Raw genomic sequence first — 14,444 nt, 5'->3', positions numbered from 1 at the left:
AGCTTCCCCGCCACAATACGGGGTCGCTTGCGGCGCGCCGTATGAACACTGCTTCGCTTGACCTCGGGCTGAAGTCCGGGGCTTGCGCTTGGGCGCGTGGTCAGAACGTCGCGCCCTCGAACCGTTTCGCCAGGAAATCGACGAACGCGCGTGTCTTCGCCGTCAGGTGCTGGCGCGTGGGAAAGACCGCCATGATGTCCGCTGGCTTGCTCGCCCAGTCCGGCAGGACATGCACCAGGCGGCCGGCGCGCAAGTGGTGCGCCACGTTCCATCGCGAGCGCAGGGCGATGCCCTGGCCGTCCAGCGCCCAGGACAGGACGACCAGGCCGTCATTGCTGCTCAGGCGCCCGCGCACCTTGACCGTTTCCGTGCGCGTTTCCGCCGTCAGCTTCCAGACGCCGTGCGTTTCGTCATTCTCGCGGATGATCAGGCACCTGTGCGACAGCAGATCGTAGGGGCGCACAGGACTGCCGTGCCGGCCCAGGTAGGCGGGAGAAGCGCACAGGATGCGCTCGTTCAGGGCAATCCGGCGGGCCGCCAGCGACGCGTCCGGCAGTTCGCCGATGCGGATGGCCACGTCGAAATCCTGCATGTCCTGGCTCATGGGACGATCGCTGAGATAAAGCGCTACCTCGACTTCCGGATAACTGTCGCAGAACTCCGAAACCGCGGGCGCGATGTGCTCCCTGCCGAATCCCATGGTGGCGCTCACGCGCAGCAGGCCGCGCGGCACGGCGCGCGCGCCCGCCAGCGTCTGTTCCAGCTCCCTCAGGTCGGCGGCCAGCCTGCCGCCCTGGGAAAAGTAATGCTCTCCTTCCACCGTCAGGTGCATGCGCCGCGTGCTGCGGTTCAACAGCCGCACCCCCAGGCGCGCCTCGATTGCCGCCAGCCGCTTGGAAACCGTCGATGCCGCCACTCCGTATTCCCTGGCAAGCGCCGTCAGGCTGCCCAGGCGCACCAGCTTGAGGAAGAACTCCAGGTCCGTGAGCTTGTTCATCGCCTTATTATTTCCTGTAGGGAAAAGATATCTTCATTTTAATTCAACCATTTCCAATAAATAAAAAAATAGAATGACCACACGCCAAAACGCGAGCCTCTCCGTTCAAGGCAAATTCGATTTGAAGCCGAAGGCTTCCCCATATTGGGGCGGAGAATCTTCGGCCTTCAGGCCGAAGTTCTTCACCAGGCAGTATCCGGCAAGGCGTCATCCGGACGCCCTGGCCAGACATGCATCAACGATAGGGGACGGCGCGCGCCGTCCCGGATAAAGACACTCACGGAGGAGACTTTGACATCCTCCCTGCCCTAAAGGACGGGGATTCCCACGACTGGCGCTCGATGTCCCGAGCGGAGAAGGATATTTACAGCAGCATTTACGTCACGATCATGCACCGTACCGCACTCACTGCAAACCCATTCTCTTATTCGCAGACCTGCGATACCTTTCGGCCTCGACTCGGGCAACGCGCCGCAAGCCGAGCAGGTCTGGGAGGAAAACGCTTCGTTCACTTCTTCAACGGTTGCGCCGTGCGTCATCGCTTTGTAGCGGAGCATGTTTCGGAAGGACGACCAAGCTGCGTCATTGACGCTTTTTGCCAGATTGGTTTTGGCAAGCCCTTTGCTGTTCACGTTGCCGACCGCGATGTAGTCGAATTCGCGGATAAGGCGTGTGGACAGTTTGTGCAGAAAATCAGATCGGGCGTTTCTGATCTTCGCGTGAATGCTTGTCGCCTGGCGCTTCTTCCTGGCGCGCTGCGCCTTGGCGAGTTTTTCTTCGAGCACCCGAAAGTGCCGGGGGTTGTCGATCTTCTCGCCGGTGGAAAGAGCCGCAAAGGAATCCAGGCCAAGGTCGATGCCGACACCACTCTTGATCGGGCGAGCAGCCGCATCCGCAACCTCGATCACGATGTTCAGGTACCAATTGCCCTTGGCGTCCTGGGCAAAGCAGACGCCGTCCTTGATCTTGCCTTCCGGCAAGGCTCTGGCATTGAACACCCGGAAGGTGTTGCCTGCGAACCGGAAGGCATCGCCATGGCGTTTCAAGTCCCGGCCCTTGAGCGGCACCCAGCCAAGCGAACGCTTGCCTCGGTAGCGAAGGAACGGGCGATGGAATTGCTTGCGAGACTTCGCGTATTGCTCGCACGCGGCATTGATCGTGCCGGAGTGGATGCCAAGCGCTTTGCTGCTGCCGGTCGTCAGGACGTTCAGATCAAAGCCGGTCGGCCAGCGCTTGCGCCACTTGAGCGCGTGTTTCTGTGTGTCGTTGCAGAAGTTCCAGACGAAATTCACCGCCCGCGCCTGCTTGTTCAGCAGCCCGTTCAAGGACTTCACGCGATAGCGGTAAACCTTCGTGTTCATTGGCGTTTCAGGGACTCGTCAATGGTATGGCGGATGTGTTCGGCAACTGGAAGCCCGGTCTTTTCCGGCAGGGCTTTGCGTGCAGCAACAACAGGCTCGGGTAGAAATATAGGTGTGTTTTTCGCACACATATTTTACCTGTTTATTTATACAGTAGCGTGGCTTATCGGCTGCGCTTCTTTCCTCCCCGGCCTGAACGCCGGGGTTTCTCGGAGCATCTGATGAAACACCCTTTCCACTGGATCGCAGCCGGCCTGTTCTGTTCGCTGCTCGCCCCCGTATCCTCGGCTCAGGCCCAGGAATTTCCATCGCGGGCCGTGCGCCTGATCGTTCCCTATGCGCCCGGCGGCAGCGCCGACATCACGGCGCGGCTGATCGGCGATGAATGGTCGAAGCAGCTGGGCCAGCCCATCGTCATCGAAAACCGTGCCGGAGCAGGCGGCAACATCGGCGTGGATGCCGTGGCCAAATCCGCGCCCGACGGCTACACGATAGGCCTGCATACCGTTTCCCTGGCCATCAATCCGGCCATTTTCCCTTCCATGCCCTTCGACACGCTCAAGGACCTGGCACCCATCGGCACGGTGGCCAGCTCCCAGCACGTGCTGGCGCTCAATCCGTCCGTCAAGGCCGATTCGGTGAAATCGCTGATCGCGCTCGCCAAGGCCAATCCCGGGCATCTAACCTACGGTTCAGCGGGCGCGGGCAGCACGTTCCACATGTCGGCGGAACTATTCAAGGCCCTGGCCGACGTCGACATTCTGCACGTTCCCTATCGCGGCGGCGGCCCCGCCATGGTCGACACCATTGCGGGACAGGTGGACATGAGTTTCCCTGTGCTGTCGGCCGCGCTGCCGCACATCCAGGCCGGCACGCTGCGGGCGCTGGGCGTCACTGGTCCGCAACGCTCATCGCTGCTGCCCGACGTTCCCTACATCGCCGAAGCCGGCGTGCCGGACTACAGCTTCGAAACCTGGTTCATGACATTCGCCCCGGCGGGAACGCCCGGGCCGGCCATCGAAACACTGAACCGGACACTGAACGCGGCGCTGACGTCCGATGCGTTGCGCAAGCGCATGGTCGAGCAGGGCTTCGACCCGCTGCCATCGACAGCGGCGCAGGCGCGCGAACGCCTGGAAACCGAACTGCCGGCCTGGTCCCGCCTCGTGCAGGAACGCGGCATCAAGATCGAGTGAGAGCTGTAGCCATGCAAGCAAAGACGCTTTACCGGAAGCTGATTGATACCCATTGCGTCCGCCAGTTGGACGACCAGCACGTGCTGCTGTTCTGCGATCTGCACCTGATGAACGAGTACACCAGCCCGCAAGCGTTCGCGGGGCTGGATGCCCGCGGCGCAGGCGTGCTGGCGCCCGGGCAGAACGTAGCGGTTGTCAGCCATATCATCCCCACGCATCCGGCCAGTCCGCGCGTCATCCAGGACCCGGCCTCGGCGCTGCAAGCGTCCAACCTGAAGCGCAACTGCGACCGGCACGACATCCTGCTGTTCGACACGAACGACGCCATGCAGGGGATCGAGCACGTCGTCGCGCCGGAGCACGGCCTGATCCGCCCGGGCATGGTCGTCATCTGCGGCGATAGCCACACGACTACCTACGGTGCGCTGGGAGCGCTGGGCTTCGGCATCGGCACCACAGAGGTCGAGCACGTCCTGGCGACGCAGACGCTGGTCTACCGCGTGGCGGACAATATGCGCATCCACGTGGACGGCACGCTGCCGCGCGGCAGCACGGCCAAGGATCTCGTCCTGATGATCCTGCGGCGCATCAGCGCCCAGGGCGCCCGGGGCCATGTCGTCGAGTACACGGGCAGCGCCATCGAGGCCTTGTCCATCGAAGCGCGCTTCACGCTCTGCAACATGACGGTAGAGGCGGGAGCGCGAGGCGCATTGATCGCGCCGGACGACAAGGCTGTCGACTATGTGCTGGCGCACGCGCCCGACCTGCAAGGACCGGTGCGCGAGCAGGCGCTTGCCGCATGGCGGGAACTGTATACCGATGAGGGCGCCATTTTCGACGTGGAGCATTATTTCCATGCGGCGGACGCCGCCCCGCACGTCACCTGGGGCACCAGCCCGGACCAGGTCGTCGCCATCACGGATCCCATTCCCGACCCTTCCCTTAACCCTGATCCGGTCGGCAGGAAGAGCGCGGAGCGCGCCCTCGGCTATACCGGGCTGCGGCCCGGGCAGTCACTGACCGGGCTGCCGATCCAGCATGTGTTCATCGGCTCGTGCACGAATGCGCGCATCGAGGACCTGCGCGAGGTGGCAAATGTCGTCCGCGGACAGCACATCGCGCCCGGCGTGCGCGCCATGGTCGTCCCGGGATCGGGCGCCGTGCGCGACCAGGCCGAACGAGAAGGCATCGCCGCGCAACTGCGCGACGCCGGCTTCGAATGGCGCAAGCCCGGCTGTTCGATGTGCCTGGCCATGAACGACGACGTGCTGGAAGAGGGCGTGCGCTGCGCCTCGACCACCAACCGCAATTTCGAAGGCAGGCAGGGGCGGGGCGCCATCACGCACCTCATGAGCCCGGCCATGGCCGCGGCGGCTGCCATCGCCGGCCGCATCATCGATATCCGCACACTGGAGAACTGAATGTCAGACCAAGGCATAATTTCGGGCCTGGCCGCTCCCCTGCCCCTGGAAAACCTGGACACGGACCAGATCATGCCCAAGCAGTTCCTGCGCGGCATCGACAAGGCTGGCCTGGACAAGGGCCTGCTCTACGACCTGCGCTTCGACGGCCTGGGCCGGCCGCGCCCGGACTTCATCCTCGACCGTCCCGGCTATGCAGAAAGCGACATGCTGATCGCCGGCGCGAACTTCGGCTGCGGCTCCAGCCGCGAGCACGCGGTCTGGGGGCTGATGCAGTTCGGCATCCGCGCCATTATCGCCCCCAGCTTCGGCGAAATCTTCTATTTCAATGCGCTGAACAACGGCCTGGTCCTGATCACGCTGGAACCGGCCGCCGTCCGGACGCTGATGGAACGTTCGACGGCATCCGGACGCAGCCTGCCGGTCGATATCGATCTGCACGCGCAGCGGCTGTCCGCGCAGGATATGCAGTATCCGTTCACGATGGCCGCCCGCCACCGCGGCATGTTCCTGCAGGGCACGGACCTGACGGGCTCCACGCTGGCGCGGCTTCCCGAGATCGAGGCATTCGCCCATACTTACTGGGAGCGCTTTCCCTGGAACAGGAACGTCGCGCACGTCGCCAGGGAATACCTGGCCGCCCAGCGCGCGGCATCTCCCGCCGCATGAAGAACGACTCACAAGGAGCAATCATGTTCGAAGGTTTCCGGCAACGCACCGTCTCCGTCAACGGCATCGACATTTTCTGCCGCACGGCGGGCGATGGCCCGGCGCTGCTGATGATGCACGGCCATCCGCAGACACACGCCATGTGGCACAAGGTGGCGCCGACGCTGGCGCGGCACTTCACCGTCGTGCTGCCCGACCTCCGGGGCCAGGGCGGCAGCGGCAAGCCGGGCGCATCCGAAAGGCATGAGGCCTACGCCAAGCGCACGATGGCGCTGGACATGCGCCTGCTGATGGACGAAGTCGCGCCCGGACCGTTCGCCGTCCTGGCGCACGACCGCGGCGCGCGCGTCGCGCACCGCCTGGGCATGGATCACCCGGACGCCGTCTCGCGCATGGTGCTGCTGGACATCGCCCCGACGCTGTCCATGTACCGCCAGACCAGCGAGACATTCGCGCGCGCCTATTGGCACTGGTTCTTCCTGATCCAGCCCTCCCCCTTGCCCGAATCGCTGATCCAGGCCGATCCCGAGCAGTACCTGCGCTCCGTCATGGCCAAGCGCAGCGCCGGCATGAAGCCGTTCACCTCGGAAGCCTTCGCCAGCTACATCGCCAACGTGTCTCAGCCCGGCGTGGCGCAGGCGATTTGCGAGGACTACCGGGCCAGCGCGGGCATAGACCTGGAGCACGACCAGGCGGACCTCGATGCGGGGCGCAGGCTGGAAATGCCGCTGCTGGCGCTATGGGGCGCCCAGGGCACCGTCGGCCAGTGCTTCGACCCGCTGGAAGAATGGAGCAAGGTCGCCGCCGACGTCCAGGGCCGCGCCCTGCCCACCGGCCACTATATTGCGGAAGAAGGACCCGATATCTTGCTGGAACACTGCCTGCCGTTTCTGCAGGGAAGCTAGATAATGGCCTGCAGGCCTTTGTCGGCAATCACATTGAGCAGCTTGAGCGCGGGACCGGTAGGACGGGTCTCGCCCTGCTCCCACTTACGCACCGTCGAGGCCGTGGTGTGCAGGTAAAGCGCAAACACCGGCTGGCTGAACTTCAGGGTTTCGCGCAGATGTTTGATATCGGCCGCAACGAACTCGCGCACTGGCGGCGGGCAAATCGCATCGAACTCACGCATCGTTACTTTATCGATCGCTCCAGCTTTATAGAGCGCAGCCAAATCTCCACGCAACGATTCAATGATCTTGCTCACAATAAACCTCCAGTAACACCCCGGCCTGCAACGCCTTCGCCAGGGCCGCGTTGGAAAGCTCCAGAAAAACCTTGCCGGAAAATTGCAGTGCCTTCTTCTCGTTCTGCGTAATGTTCTCCCTCGCATTTTTAGGGAATCCATACAGGAACACATAGCGGCTGCCAAGCCTGGCTGACAGCAACGTACGGTAACCGTCGCGCTTGCCGCCGCCAGGACGGGCCACCCGCATCTTGTATAGAGAAGCACCCAGATCCGCATCGACCAGGCCGTCTTCCATGTTTTTGACTGCCCTGCACAAAGCTGTATCAGGCAATCTCTCGCCCGTCTGCCACCGCGCGAAATGTTTCCGCTTCAGGATGTGCTTCATTTCGTCTCCCAAAATATACCCGATACGGGTATATTTATCCACGCTTTTGTACAACACTCCACGAGAAATGCCGTACACCGGATCGGCTCAGGCGTGAACATAACGTACGCACGCCACCGCTGTCTTGCCGACCGGGAGCATCATGTCCACCCTGTACTTTCCGAACCTTCTGATCCGTTCTTTCCTGGAGGCGCTTGGAATGAAAGCGTGAGGACGGCGCCCGCGATTGGATCGAATTCCCCAAGTACCCTAGAATCGACACTCTTGCATGTTGTGGTGATTCAATGGACGACGAGAAACACAAGGGCCCCTCCTCGGGCGCCGCCGCGGGCCCATTCGTCATGTCGAAGCGCTTTCTGCTGATGCTGGTCGCCGTGGCGGCGGTCAGTCCGCTGGGCATCAATCTGTATCTTCCCTCGATGCCGGGCATGACAGCGGCGCTGGGGGTGGATTACGCCGCGATACAGTTCACCCTGTCGCTCTACTTGGCTTCGGTGGCGCTCGGCCAGCTCGTCATCGGCCCGATCTCCGACCGCTACGGGCGCCGTCCGGTATTGCTGGGCGGCCTGGCCATATTCGTGGCCGGGTCCGTTGTCTGCACGCTGGCGCCCAGTATCAGCGTGCTGAATGCGGGCAGGGTGCTGCAGGCGCTGGGCGGATGCGCAGGCATCGCGCTGAGCCGCGCGATCGTCCGCGATCTGTACGAGCGCACGCAGGCGGCAAGCATGATCGGCTACGTGACCATGGGGATGGCGGTCGCGCCCATGGTGGCGCCCACCATAGGCGGCGTGCTCGAAGCCTGGCATGGCTGGCGGGCGTCTTTCGGCTTTCTTGCGTTATTCGGCTTCGGCACGCTGGCGGTGGTGTATATCCTGCTGCACGAAACGAATCCGTGGCGCGGCGATACGGCGCAATCGCAATCGCTGCTCAAGGGCTACGGCAAGCTGCTGCGCATACCCGCATTCTGGGGCTTTGCACTGACCGCGGGTTTTTCGTCAGCGGCGTTCTTCGCCTTCGTCGGCGGGGCGGCCTATGTCGTGATCAATCTCATGGAACGCACGCCAGTGGAGTACGGGCTGTATTTCGGGCTCGTGTCCCTGGGCTACATCGTCGGCAACTTCCTGTCCGGCCGGTTCGTCGCCAAGGTGGGGCCGCAGCAGATGATCAGGCTGGGCGCCACGCTGGCATTCGCCTCGGTGCTGCTCACGGCCTTTCTGTATGCGCTGGACGACATGCGGCCGCTCTTCCTGTTCCTGCCCACCACGTTTCTCGGCATGGGCAACGGCCTGGTCATGCCCAGCTGCATCGCGGGAGCGGTCAGTGTCAGGCCGGAAGTGGCAGGCGCGGCTTCCGGCCTGGCGGGCAGCATACAGATAGGTTTCGGCGCGGTGGTGGCCCCCATCGTGGGCGCGCTGGTGACCACGTCGGCCTGGCCCATGATCGTGGTGACCGGCCTCTGCACGCTGATGGCCATGCTGAGCATGCAGCTGGTATCGAAGTAAAAATAAATATCAAAAAACCCGCGAATCCTGGTAGCGGGCCTGGAGTCGAGCCAGGTTCGCGTACTGAAGCAGCTGCAAAACGAGAACGAGCGGCTCACCAGGCTGGTTGCTGAGCCCGGCCCTCACCCCGGAATCGGGCAATTTACGTGTCCCAGAGCCGGACAGTTCATGAACTCCTGGCAGCGGCCTTCCAATCCCTGGACAGAAGAGAGAAATCCGGATAATATGAAAATTAGTTGCTACAGCAACTATAAATCCTTGACATGCCATTGGATAATCATGAAGCATCTCTCTGTCGATTTCCCCCCACGGATTTCGTTGTCCGGACCGTCTCCGCTGATTCCCCTCGAGCGCCTCAGCGCAGTCCTTGGATTAGATATCTTCATCAAGCGGGAAGATCTGGGTGCCATAGGAGGCGGCGGCAACAAGCTCAGAAAACTCGAATGCCTGGTCGCAGAAGCCAACGCTCGCGGATGCGATACCTTGATTACATTTGGCGCCCTGCAGTCAAATCATGCCCGAATGGTCGCTGCCGTGGCAGCCCGGCAAGGACTCAACTGCGAACTCGTCTTAAGCAGAAAAGTCCCTCGTCAAGGGCTTCACTACGAACAGGGCGGGAACCTGGCGCTCGATCGGATCTTCGGCGCATCGTTGCATGTGCTCAGCGCCAATGAGGACGCTATTGCCTTCGCCGGTATGCGTGCAGGGAAACTCGCGGCTGAAGGCCATGAGGCATACATCATTCCGTTTGGCGGTTCTGACGCATTGGGTGCGATTGCCTATTCGGATTGTGTCAGGGAATTGCTGGAACAAGCCAGGAACATCGGCATCGACTTTGATCATCTGTACCACGGCAGCGGGAGTGGAGGCACACAGGCGGGATTGGTTTTAGGAGCAGAGCTCTATGCGAGCAATGTTCTTGTGCAAGGCATCAGTGTCCTTCATCAAGAAGCGCCACTGACAGCCATCGTTGAAGAAATTTTAAAGAAGGCCCGGGACCGGCTCGGCGTCAATGCCCCTGACGCTGTTTCCCCTATCCTTGTTGATTCCGCTTTTGTCGGGCCGGGTTACGGTATCCCCGACGCACGGACGCTCGAGGCGATAGAGGTCATGGCTCGAACGGAGGGAGTCATTCTCGACCCCGTGTATACGGGCAAAGCCTTCGCAGGCCTCCTCGATCATGTCCGACGCGGGCGAGTCAAGAAGGGAGAAAAAATCGTCTTTCTGCACACAGGGGGCGTACCAGGGCTTTTCGCATATGCCGATGCCTTCGGGCCAGCGGTTTGATCAAACCCGATTTTCAAGAACATAATGACATTCTCATCGCATAGGATCGCGCGTAGCAATCGCGCTGTAGTGGTCTCCGGCCATCACCTCGCCACGAAAGCCGCAACTGAGTTGCTCGAAGCCGGCGGCAGCATTGCCGACGCCGCCATCTGTGGAGCCAGCCTACTTTCCGTGGCGCTTCCGCAAGCATGCGGATTGGGTGGCGACGCATTCATTCTGGTACACGATGCGAAAAGCGGACGCACAGAAGGCATCAATGCATCGGGAATGTCTCCCGCACTCGCAACACCTGGGGAGTTTTCGTCCAGAAAGCTCCAAGAGCGCGGCTCGCGAAGTGTGAATGTCCCTGGCATGGTAGCTGGCTGGGATCTGCTCCATCAACGCTATGGCCGCACAGACTGGTCAAAGTTGCTCTACCCGGCCGTGACCGCCGCTCGCGACGGTGTTCCTGTTTCGCGAGTTCTCGCTCGATCGAGTGAACTCTATCGCTCTATGCTGGAGTCTGATCCAGGCAGTCGCAGTCTCTTCCTTGACAACGGGCAGCCGCTGCAGGAGGGAGCAATCTGGCGTCAAGAAGCACTCTCAAAGACATTGGAGCAGCTAGCGCTGGAAGGCGCCGGTCCTTTCTATAGAGGCGACATAGGACGCAGCATCGCCAGTGCCTGCGAAAAGGCTGGCGGACTGCTTCGTGCATCCGACATGGCGGCATATCAACCCGAGTGGGTCGCCCCGCTGTCCATTCACTATCGTGGGCATGAGGTCCGCGCCTTGCCGCCCAACTCATTCGGCCTGTACCTGCTACTCCAGCTTCTGGCGCTTGAAGACAGCGATTTCCCGGGTCGGGAAAATAGGGCTGGAAGACTCAACCGGCTTATCCGGGCGGCTCGCGCCGCCTTCGAGATCGGCAACCGCGCGGTCGCCGACCCCTCTGCTCGTTATGGAGCGGAGTCGGCAGAGATGCTGCTCGGCGCCGTAGGAAGGGAGCGCATGCGCTCTGCATCGGCGGGAACTCCGCCGAATTTGGGCGGAACCGCAGTCATCGCTGTGGCAGATCACTCAGGCAACTCAGTCATCATCATTCAGAGCGTCTTCCTCGTGTTTGGCAGCGGAATATCAGACGAAAGCACGGGAACGTTGCTGAACAATCGTCTGTTTGGCTTCTGCGACTCTCCAGGACATCCCAATCAAGTAGGCCCCCATAAAAGACCCGCCCACACCTTATGCCCCGCAATGGTGTTCAAGGACAACGAATTCAGGTACGCAGTTTCCACGCCTGGCGGCCCAGGGCAAACGCTGACACTGGCGCAAGTGCTCGAAGGCGTGATTGAAGGTGGCGAATCGCTTGCCGATGCCGTAGCCACGCCACGCTGGAGCATGAATCTCGCAGGAACGCCTTTGTCGGAGTCCTCGATGCCGTTGCACTGGATCGAACGCCTGCGTGAGTCAGGCATCGACCTGGCCTCCGCGGAAGAAGGATCCCCGTTCTTTGGGTCGGTCAAAGGCATTGCTCGCGATCCGAACGGGACGTTGACCGGCGTCGCCGATTTTCGTCGAGACGCAACCGCTGCTGGAGTCTGATATGACACGAGGCGCAGACTTGATACTAACAGGCGGCAAGATCGTCACGGTCGATCCCCAGTTCAGGCTGGCGGAAGCGCTGGCTGTCACTGACGGCCGCATCAGCGCGGTCGGCAAGGCCGCCGAGGTTCTGAATAATGCGGATCAGTGGACGAAAGTTGTTGATCTGGAGGGTCGGACGGTCGTGCCGGGCCTGATTGACGGGCACGCCCATCTGGATCGTGAAGGATTGAAGGGCGTTTTTCCGTCACTTGGCCCAACACACAGCATTGCGGACGTACAGGCGGCTCTTGCACATTTGGTCGAGTGCACGCCTGTCGGCGAGTGGATCGTGACTATGCCGCTTGGCGATCCTCCTGCCTACCGGAATGTGGAAGCGCTGTTCAGTGACGGCCGCTTGCCCAATCGACACGATCTTGACGCTGTCGCACCTGACCATCCTGTCTACATTCGCGCCATCTGGGGCTATTGGCGACACTCCACACCACTGATCTCCATTGCGAACACCAAAGCTTTGCAGGCAGCAGGTATTGACGCGAGCACGGCTTCACCAGCACCAGAAGTCACGATCGAAAGAGATGAAGAAGGCTTTCCGACCGGAGTATTTCGGGAAGAGACCCTGATGCCTATCGTAGAACTCGCATTTTTCCGGGAAGCAACCGGATTCGCGCCGGAAACCCGGGCGAAAACGCTTCCCACATCCGTGGCAGCCTACCATCGCTACGGTACTACCAGCGTGTTCGAAGGACATGGCGCGGCCTCTGAACTCATACAAGCATACCGTTCGGCTCATGCCAGCGGCGAATTGAAGATTCGGACGACACTGGCCATAAGCCCGAACTGGAAATCGGTTCCAGACACGAATATCCCACTGTTTGTAGAGGCATGGTGCGGGTGGCTGAGCGGCGCAGGGATAGGCGATGATTTTTTGCGCATTGCCGGTCTTTTCGCTGACATAGATCCCAGCCCCAGCAATGCCGTGCGCGCAAGCGCATACCCCAGGACGGGTTGGGCCGGCTTCAATTACGACACCGCATTATCAAGAGAACGGGCGATTGAACTGCTGACGGCGTGCGCCCGCCAGCGCATTCAGGTCATTGCGATCTGGCCAAACATGCTGGACCTGTTCTATGAGGTTCACAAGAGTGTCCCGCTCACAGGGTTACGCTGGGTCTTCAGCCATATCTCTCTTCTGAATGCAGCGCAAGTCGAAATGATTCGAGAAATGGGCTTGATCGTCACCACTCATACGAATCGCTACATATACAAGGAAGGGCAGCTTTTGCTTGAGCGCGTCGGCAAATCGCGCGAGAACGAAATTACGCCTCTCAGGACACTGGTTGAAGCCGGCGTTCCGGTCGTGCTTGCAACTGACAACGTTCCAGTGTCTTTATTTCATCCGTTCTGGCACGTGGTTGCCAGACGGACTCGAACCGATGGAACTCTAGTGGCGCAGACACAGGCGCTCTCTCGCGAGCAAGCGCTTCGCGCGATCACCAGCACAGCAGCCCTGCTGACATGGGATGAGGACAAGAAGGGGACCATCGAGGTAGGAAAGCTTGCTGATCTTGCCGTCCTGGACCGCGATCCTCTGACTTGCCCAGAAGATCAGCTTCCAGACATCCAATCCGTGCTCACAGTCGTCGGCGGCGAGATCGTATACGCGTCAATGCGCGTCTGATAACCTGGGCGGGGCTGGGAACCACAAAGCCGGGATACATTTTTTGAACTAAAATGCCACTCTATTTCCTCACCATGGAGCCTCTTCGAGCGGCCTGTCAGGGCGATGCCGAGGGGGCGGAAACACAACGAACGTTCTCGTGGCCGACATCGATCCCCGCAGCCTTTTGGCATACCGCATTTTGTCGCTGAGTTCATTACTGAACCGTGGGATCGAGTCGATACTGCAGACTGAAGTGGGCCTCTCGGTGCGACAATGGCGAGTTCTTCTATACCTCGGAAGCCGCGGTCCAGACTCAGTTCAACGTATTGCCGATTTCTGGCGTTACGACAAGAGCCAGGTAAGTCGGGCAGTGACCGAGCTCCAAGCGCTATCGGCCGTTCAAGTCAACCCGGACAAGCACGACCGACGCAGCGTAGTAGTAAGCCTCACCCGTACGGGGCGCCGCTTGTACGCGCGCGCGCTGCCATTGAGTCTTCACCGTCAGGCGAGGCTTACGAATTGTGTCTCCGACAAGGAGATTGCCATCTTCGATAGAACCTTGGACGCGCTTACCCATCAAGCGGAGATGCTCCTTGAGGAGGCTCAGGGCAAGAGCGATTCAGTCTAGCTTGATTTGAAGGTCCTCGATCAGCCTCTTCATTCGCACAAGGTCCGCTTGCACAAACGCTTCCGCAGTTTTGCCATCCCCAGGTACGACTCACGCGGTGATGTTGACGCCAGTGAAAATAAGTTGCTACAACAACCAAATAGCGCCAGAATTAGTCTTTTTGGGAGCCCTGTCATGCCCATCGTAACCATTCTCGTCTTGCAAGGCCATGATCCTGCCCGTAAGACTGAACTATTGCGCGCAGCCGGCCAGGCTATCGAGGACTGCATCGGCTCGCCACGCTCCGGCGTGCGCGTCATGCTCCAGGAACTGGCTCCCGAGCATGTGCTGCTCGCCGGTCAAATCGGCGAGCAACTGGTGCAGTATCAAGTCTTCCTGATCGAAGGCCGCCCGCCATCTCCCAAAGCCGCCCTGATCGCGGCCTTGCACACTGCAGCCCGCGAGATCCTCGGTGTGCGAGGAGATCAGGTCCGCGTGGTAATCTCCGAAATTCCCAAGACTGACATAGGTCTAAACGACGGAATCACCGCGCTGGCGGCGGGACGCTAGGCTGCCGGCCAGACTTTGCGCA

General features: G+C 60.9%; 14 protein-coding genes. 10 read left to right on the top strand and 4 right to left on the bottom strand.

Features of this window, described 5'->3' with window-relative positions:
• Positions 1 to 100: 100 nt before the first annotated feature.
• Together EV686_RS11265 and EV686_RS11260 are read right to left on the bottom strand one after the other, a co-directional pair.
• Entirely contained in the window at positions 101 to 997 is an 897-nt protein-coding gene (locus EV686_RS11265) for a LysR family transcriptional regulator (RefSeq protein WP_132477045.1), read from the bottom strand.
• Positions 998 to 1,305: 308 nt separating this feature from the next.
• On the bottom strand, positions 1,306 to 2,358 hold the full coding sequence (locus EV686_RS11260; RefSeq protein ID WP_132477044.1) for an RNA-guided endonuclease InsQ/TnpB family protein: 1,053 nt from the start codon (positions 2,356 to 2,358) through the stop codon (positions 1,306 to 1,308).
• Between the two features lie 221 nt (positions 2,359 to 2,579).
• Here EV686_RS11260 and EV686_RS11255 point away from each other — a divergent pair, with 221 nt between their 5' ends.
• From EV686_RS11255 to EV686_RS11240, 4 genes are read left to right on the top strand one after another with little or no spacing between them, the layout of a single operon-like run.
• Positions 2,580 to 3,554 (top strand): tripartite tricarboxylate transporter substrate binding protein, encoded by a 975-nt coding sequence (locus EV686_RS11255; protein ID WP_132477043.1) that lies wholly within the window; start codon positions 2,580 to 2,582, stop codon positions 3,552 to 3,554.
• A gap of 11 nt (positions 3,555 to 3,565) precedes the next feature.
• Complete coding sequence (gene leuC, locus EV686_RS11250; RefSeq protein WP_132477042.1) at positions 3,566 to 4,975, top strand: 3-isopropylmalate dehydratase large subunit; 1,410 nt, start codon at positions 3,566 to 3,568, stop codon at positions 4,973 to 4,975.
• Positions 4,976 to 5,644 carry a 3-isopropylmalate dehydratase small subunit gene (gene leuD / locus EV686_RS11245; protein ID WP_132477041.1) on the top strand — a complete coding sequence of 223 codons (669 nt, stop codon included), beginning with the start codon at positions 4,976 to 4,978 and terminating at the stop codon, positions 5,642 to 5,644.
• 23 nt (positions 5,645 to 5,667) lie between these two features.
• Positions 5,668 to 6,549 (top strand): alpha/beta fold hydrolase, encoded by an 882-nt coding sequence (locus EV686_RS11240; RefSeq protein ID WP_132477040.1) that lies wholly within the window; start codon positions 5,668 to 5,670, stop codon positions 6,547 to 6,549.
• Here the strand turns inward: EV686_RS11240 and EV686_RS11235 are convergent.
• Together EV686_RS11235 and EV686_RS11230 are read right to left on the bottom strand one after the other, a co-directional pair.
• Positions 6,546 to 6,848, bottom strand: coding sequence for a helix-turn-helix domain-containing protein (locus EV686_RS11235; RefSeq protein WP_132477039.1), 303 nt, complete (start codon positions 6,846 to 6,848; stop codon positions 6,546 to 6,548). The genes EV686_RS11240 and EV686_RS11235 overlap by 4 nt on opposite strands.
• Positions 6,832 to 7,215, bottom strand: a complete 384-nt coding sequence (locus EV686_RS11230) for a type II toxin-antitoxin system RelE/ParE family toxin (RefSeq protein ID WP_132477038.1) — start codon at positions 7,213 to 7,215, stop codon at positions 6,832 to 6,834. Before EV686_RS11230 ends, EV686_RS11235 begins: the two co-directional genes overlap by 17 nt.
• A 284-nt stretch (positions 7,216 to 7,499) precedes the next feature.
• Between EV686_RS11230 and EV686_RS11225 the strand changes: the two genes are divergently transcribed.
• From EV686_RS11225 to EV686_RS11200, 6 genes are all read left to right on the top strand, one after another.
• The gene (locus EV686_RS11225; protein WP_132477037.1) at positions 7,500 to 8,717 is read left to right on the top strand and encodes a multidrug effflux MFS transporter; all 1,218 of its coding nucleotides are present in this window, start codon (positions 7,500 to 7,502) and stop codon (positions 8,715 to 8,717) included.
• A gap of 168 nt (positions 8,718 to 8,885) precedes the next feature.
• Positions 8,886 to 10,004, top strand: a complete 1,119-nt coding sequence (locus EV686_RS11220; protein WP_243650861.1) for a D-cysteine desulfhydrase family protein — start codon at positions 8,886 to 8,888, stop codon at positions 10,002 to 10,004.
• A 69-nt stretch (positions 10,005 to 10,073) separates the two neighbouring features.
• Positions 10,074 to 11,582, top strand: coding sequence for a gamma-glutamyltransferase family protein (locus tag EV686_RS11215; protein WP_165972579.1), 1,509 nt, complete (start codon positions 10,074 to 10,076; stop codon positions 11,580 to 11,582).
• Between the two features lies 1 nt (position 11,583).
• On the top strand, positions 11,584 to 13,263 hold the full coding sequence (locus EV686_RS11210; RefSeq protein WP_132477035.1) for an amidohydrolase: 1,680 nt from the start codon (positions 11,584 to 11,586) through the stop codon (positions 13,261 to 13,263).
• 139 nt (positions 13,264 to 13,402) lie between these two features.
• Positions 13,403 to 13,873, top strand: coding sequence for a MarR family winged helix-turn-helix transcriptional regulator (locus EV686_RS11205; protein WP_132477034.1), 471 nt, complete (start codon positions 13,403 to 13,405; stop codon positions 13,871 to 13,873).
• A 174-nt stretch (positions 13,874 to 14,047) separates the two neighbouring features.
• The gene (locus EV686_RS11200; RefSeq protein ID WP_132477033.1) at positions 14,048 to 14,422 is read left to right on the top strand and encodes a tautomerase family protein; all 375 of its coding nucleotides are present in this window, start codon (positions 14,048 to 14,050) and stop codon (positions 14,420 to 14,422) included.
• Positions 14,423 to 14,444: the final 22 nt, after the last annotated feature.

Origin of the sequence: Paracandidimonas soli (assembly GCF_004342005.1) — a bacterium.
GTDB classification, from domain to species: domain Bacteria; phylum Pseudomonadota; class Gammaproteobacteria; order Burkholderiales; family Burkholderiaceae_B; genus Paracandidimonas; species Paracandidimonas soli.
The sequence above is the reverse complement of the archived record's forward strand: the minus strand, read 5'-3'. Positions and strand labels throughout refer to the sequence as shown.

Coding starts and splice junctions, on each gene's coding strand:
- EV686_RS11265 (WP_132477045.1), bottom strand. CDS start 997: ATGAACAAGCTCACGGACCTGGAGTTCTTCCTCAAGCTGGTGCGCCTG.
- EV686_RS11260 (WP_132477044.1), bottom strand. CDS start 2,358: ATGAACACGAAGGTTTACCGCTATCGCGTGAAGTCCTTGAACGGGCTG.
- EV686_RS11255 (WP_132477043.1), top strand. CDS start 2,580: ATGAAACACCCTTTCCACTGGATCGCAGCCGGCCTGTTCTGTTCGCTG.
- leuC (WP_132477042.1), top strand. CDS start 3,566: ATGCAAGCAAAGACGCTTTACCGGAAGCTGATTGATACCCATTGCGTC.
- leuD (WP_132477041.1), top strand. CDS start 4,976: ATGTCAGACCAAGGCATAATTTCGGGCCTGGCCGCTCCCCTGCCCCTG.
- EV686_RS11240 (WP_132477040.1), top strand. CDS start 5,668: ATGTTCGAAGGTTTCCGGCAACGCACCGTCTCCGTCAACGGCATCGAC.
- EV686_RS11230 (WP_132477038.1), bottom strand. CDS start 7,215: ATGAAGCACATCCTGAAGCGGAAACATTTCGCGCGGTGGCAGACGGGC.
- EV686_RS11225 (WP_132477037.1), top strand. CDS start 7,500: ATGGACGACGAGAAACACAAGGGCCCCTCCTCGGGCGCCGCCGCGGGC.
- EV686_RS11220 (WP_243650861.1), top strand. CDS start 8,886: ATGAACTCCTGGCAGCGGCCTTCCAATCCCTGGACAGAAGAGAGAAAT.
- EV686_RS11210 (WP_132477035.1), top strand. CDS start 11,584: ATGACACGAGGCGCAGACTTGATACTAACAGGCGGCAAGATCGTCACG.
- EV686_RS11200 (WP_132477033.1), top strand. CDS start 14,048: ATGCCCATCGTAACCATTCTCGTCTTGCAAGGCCATGATCCTGCCCGT.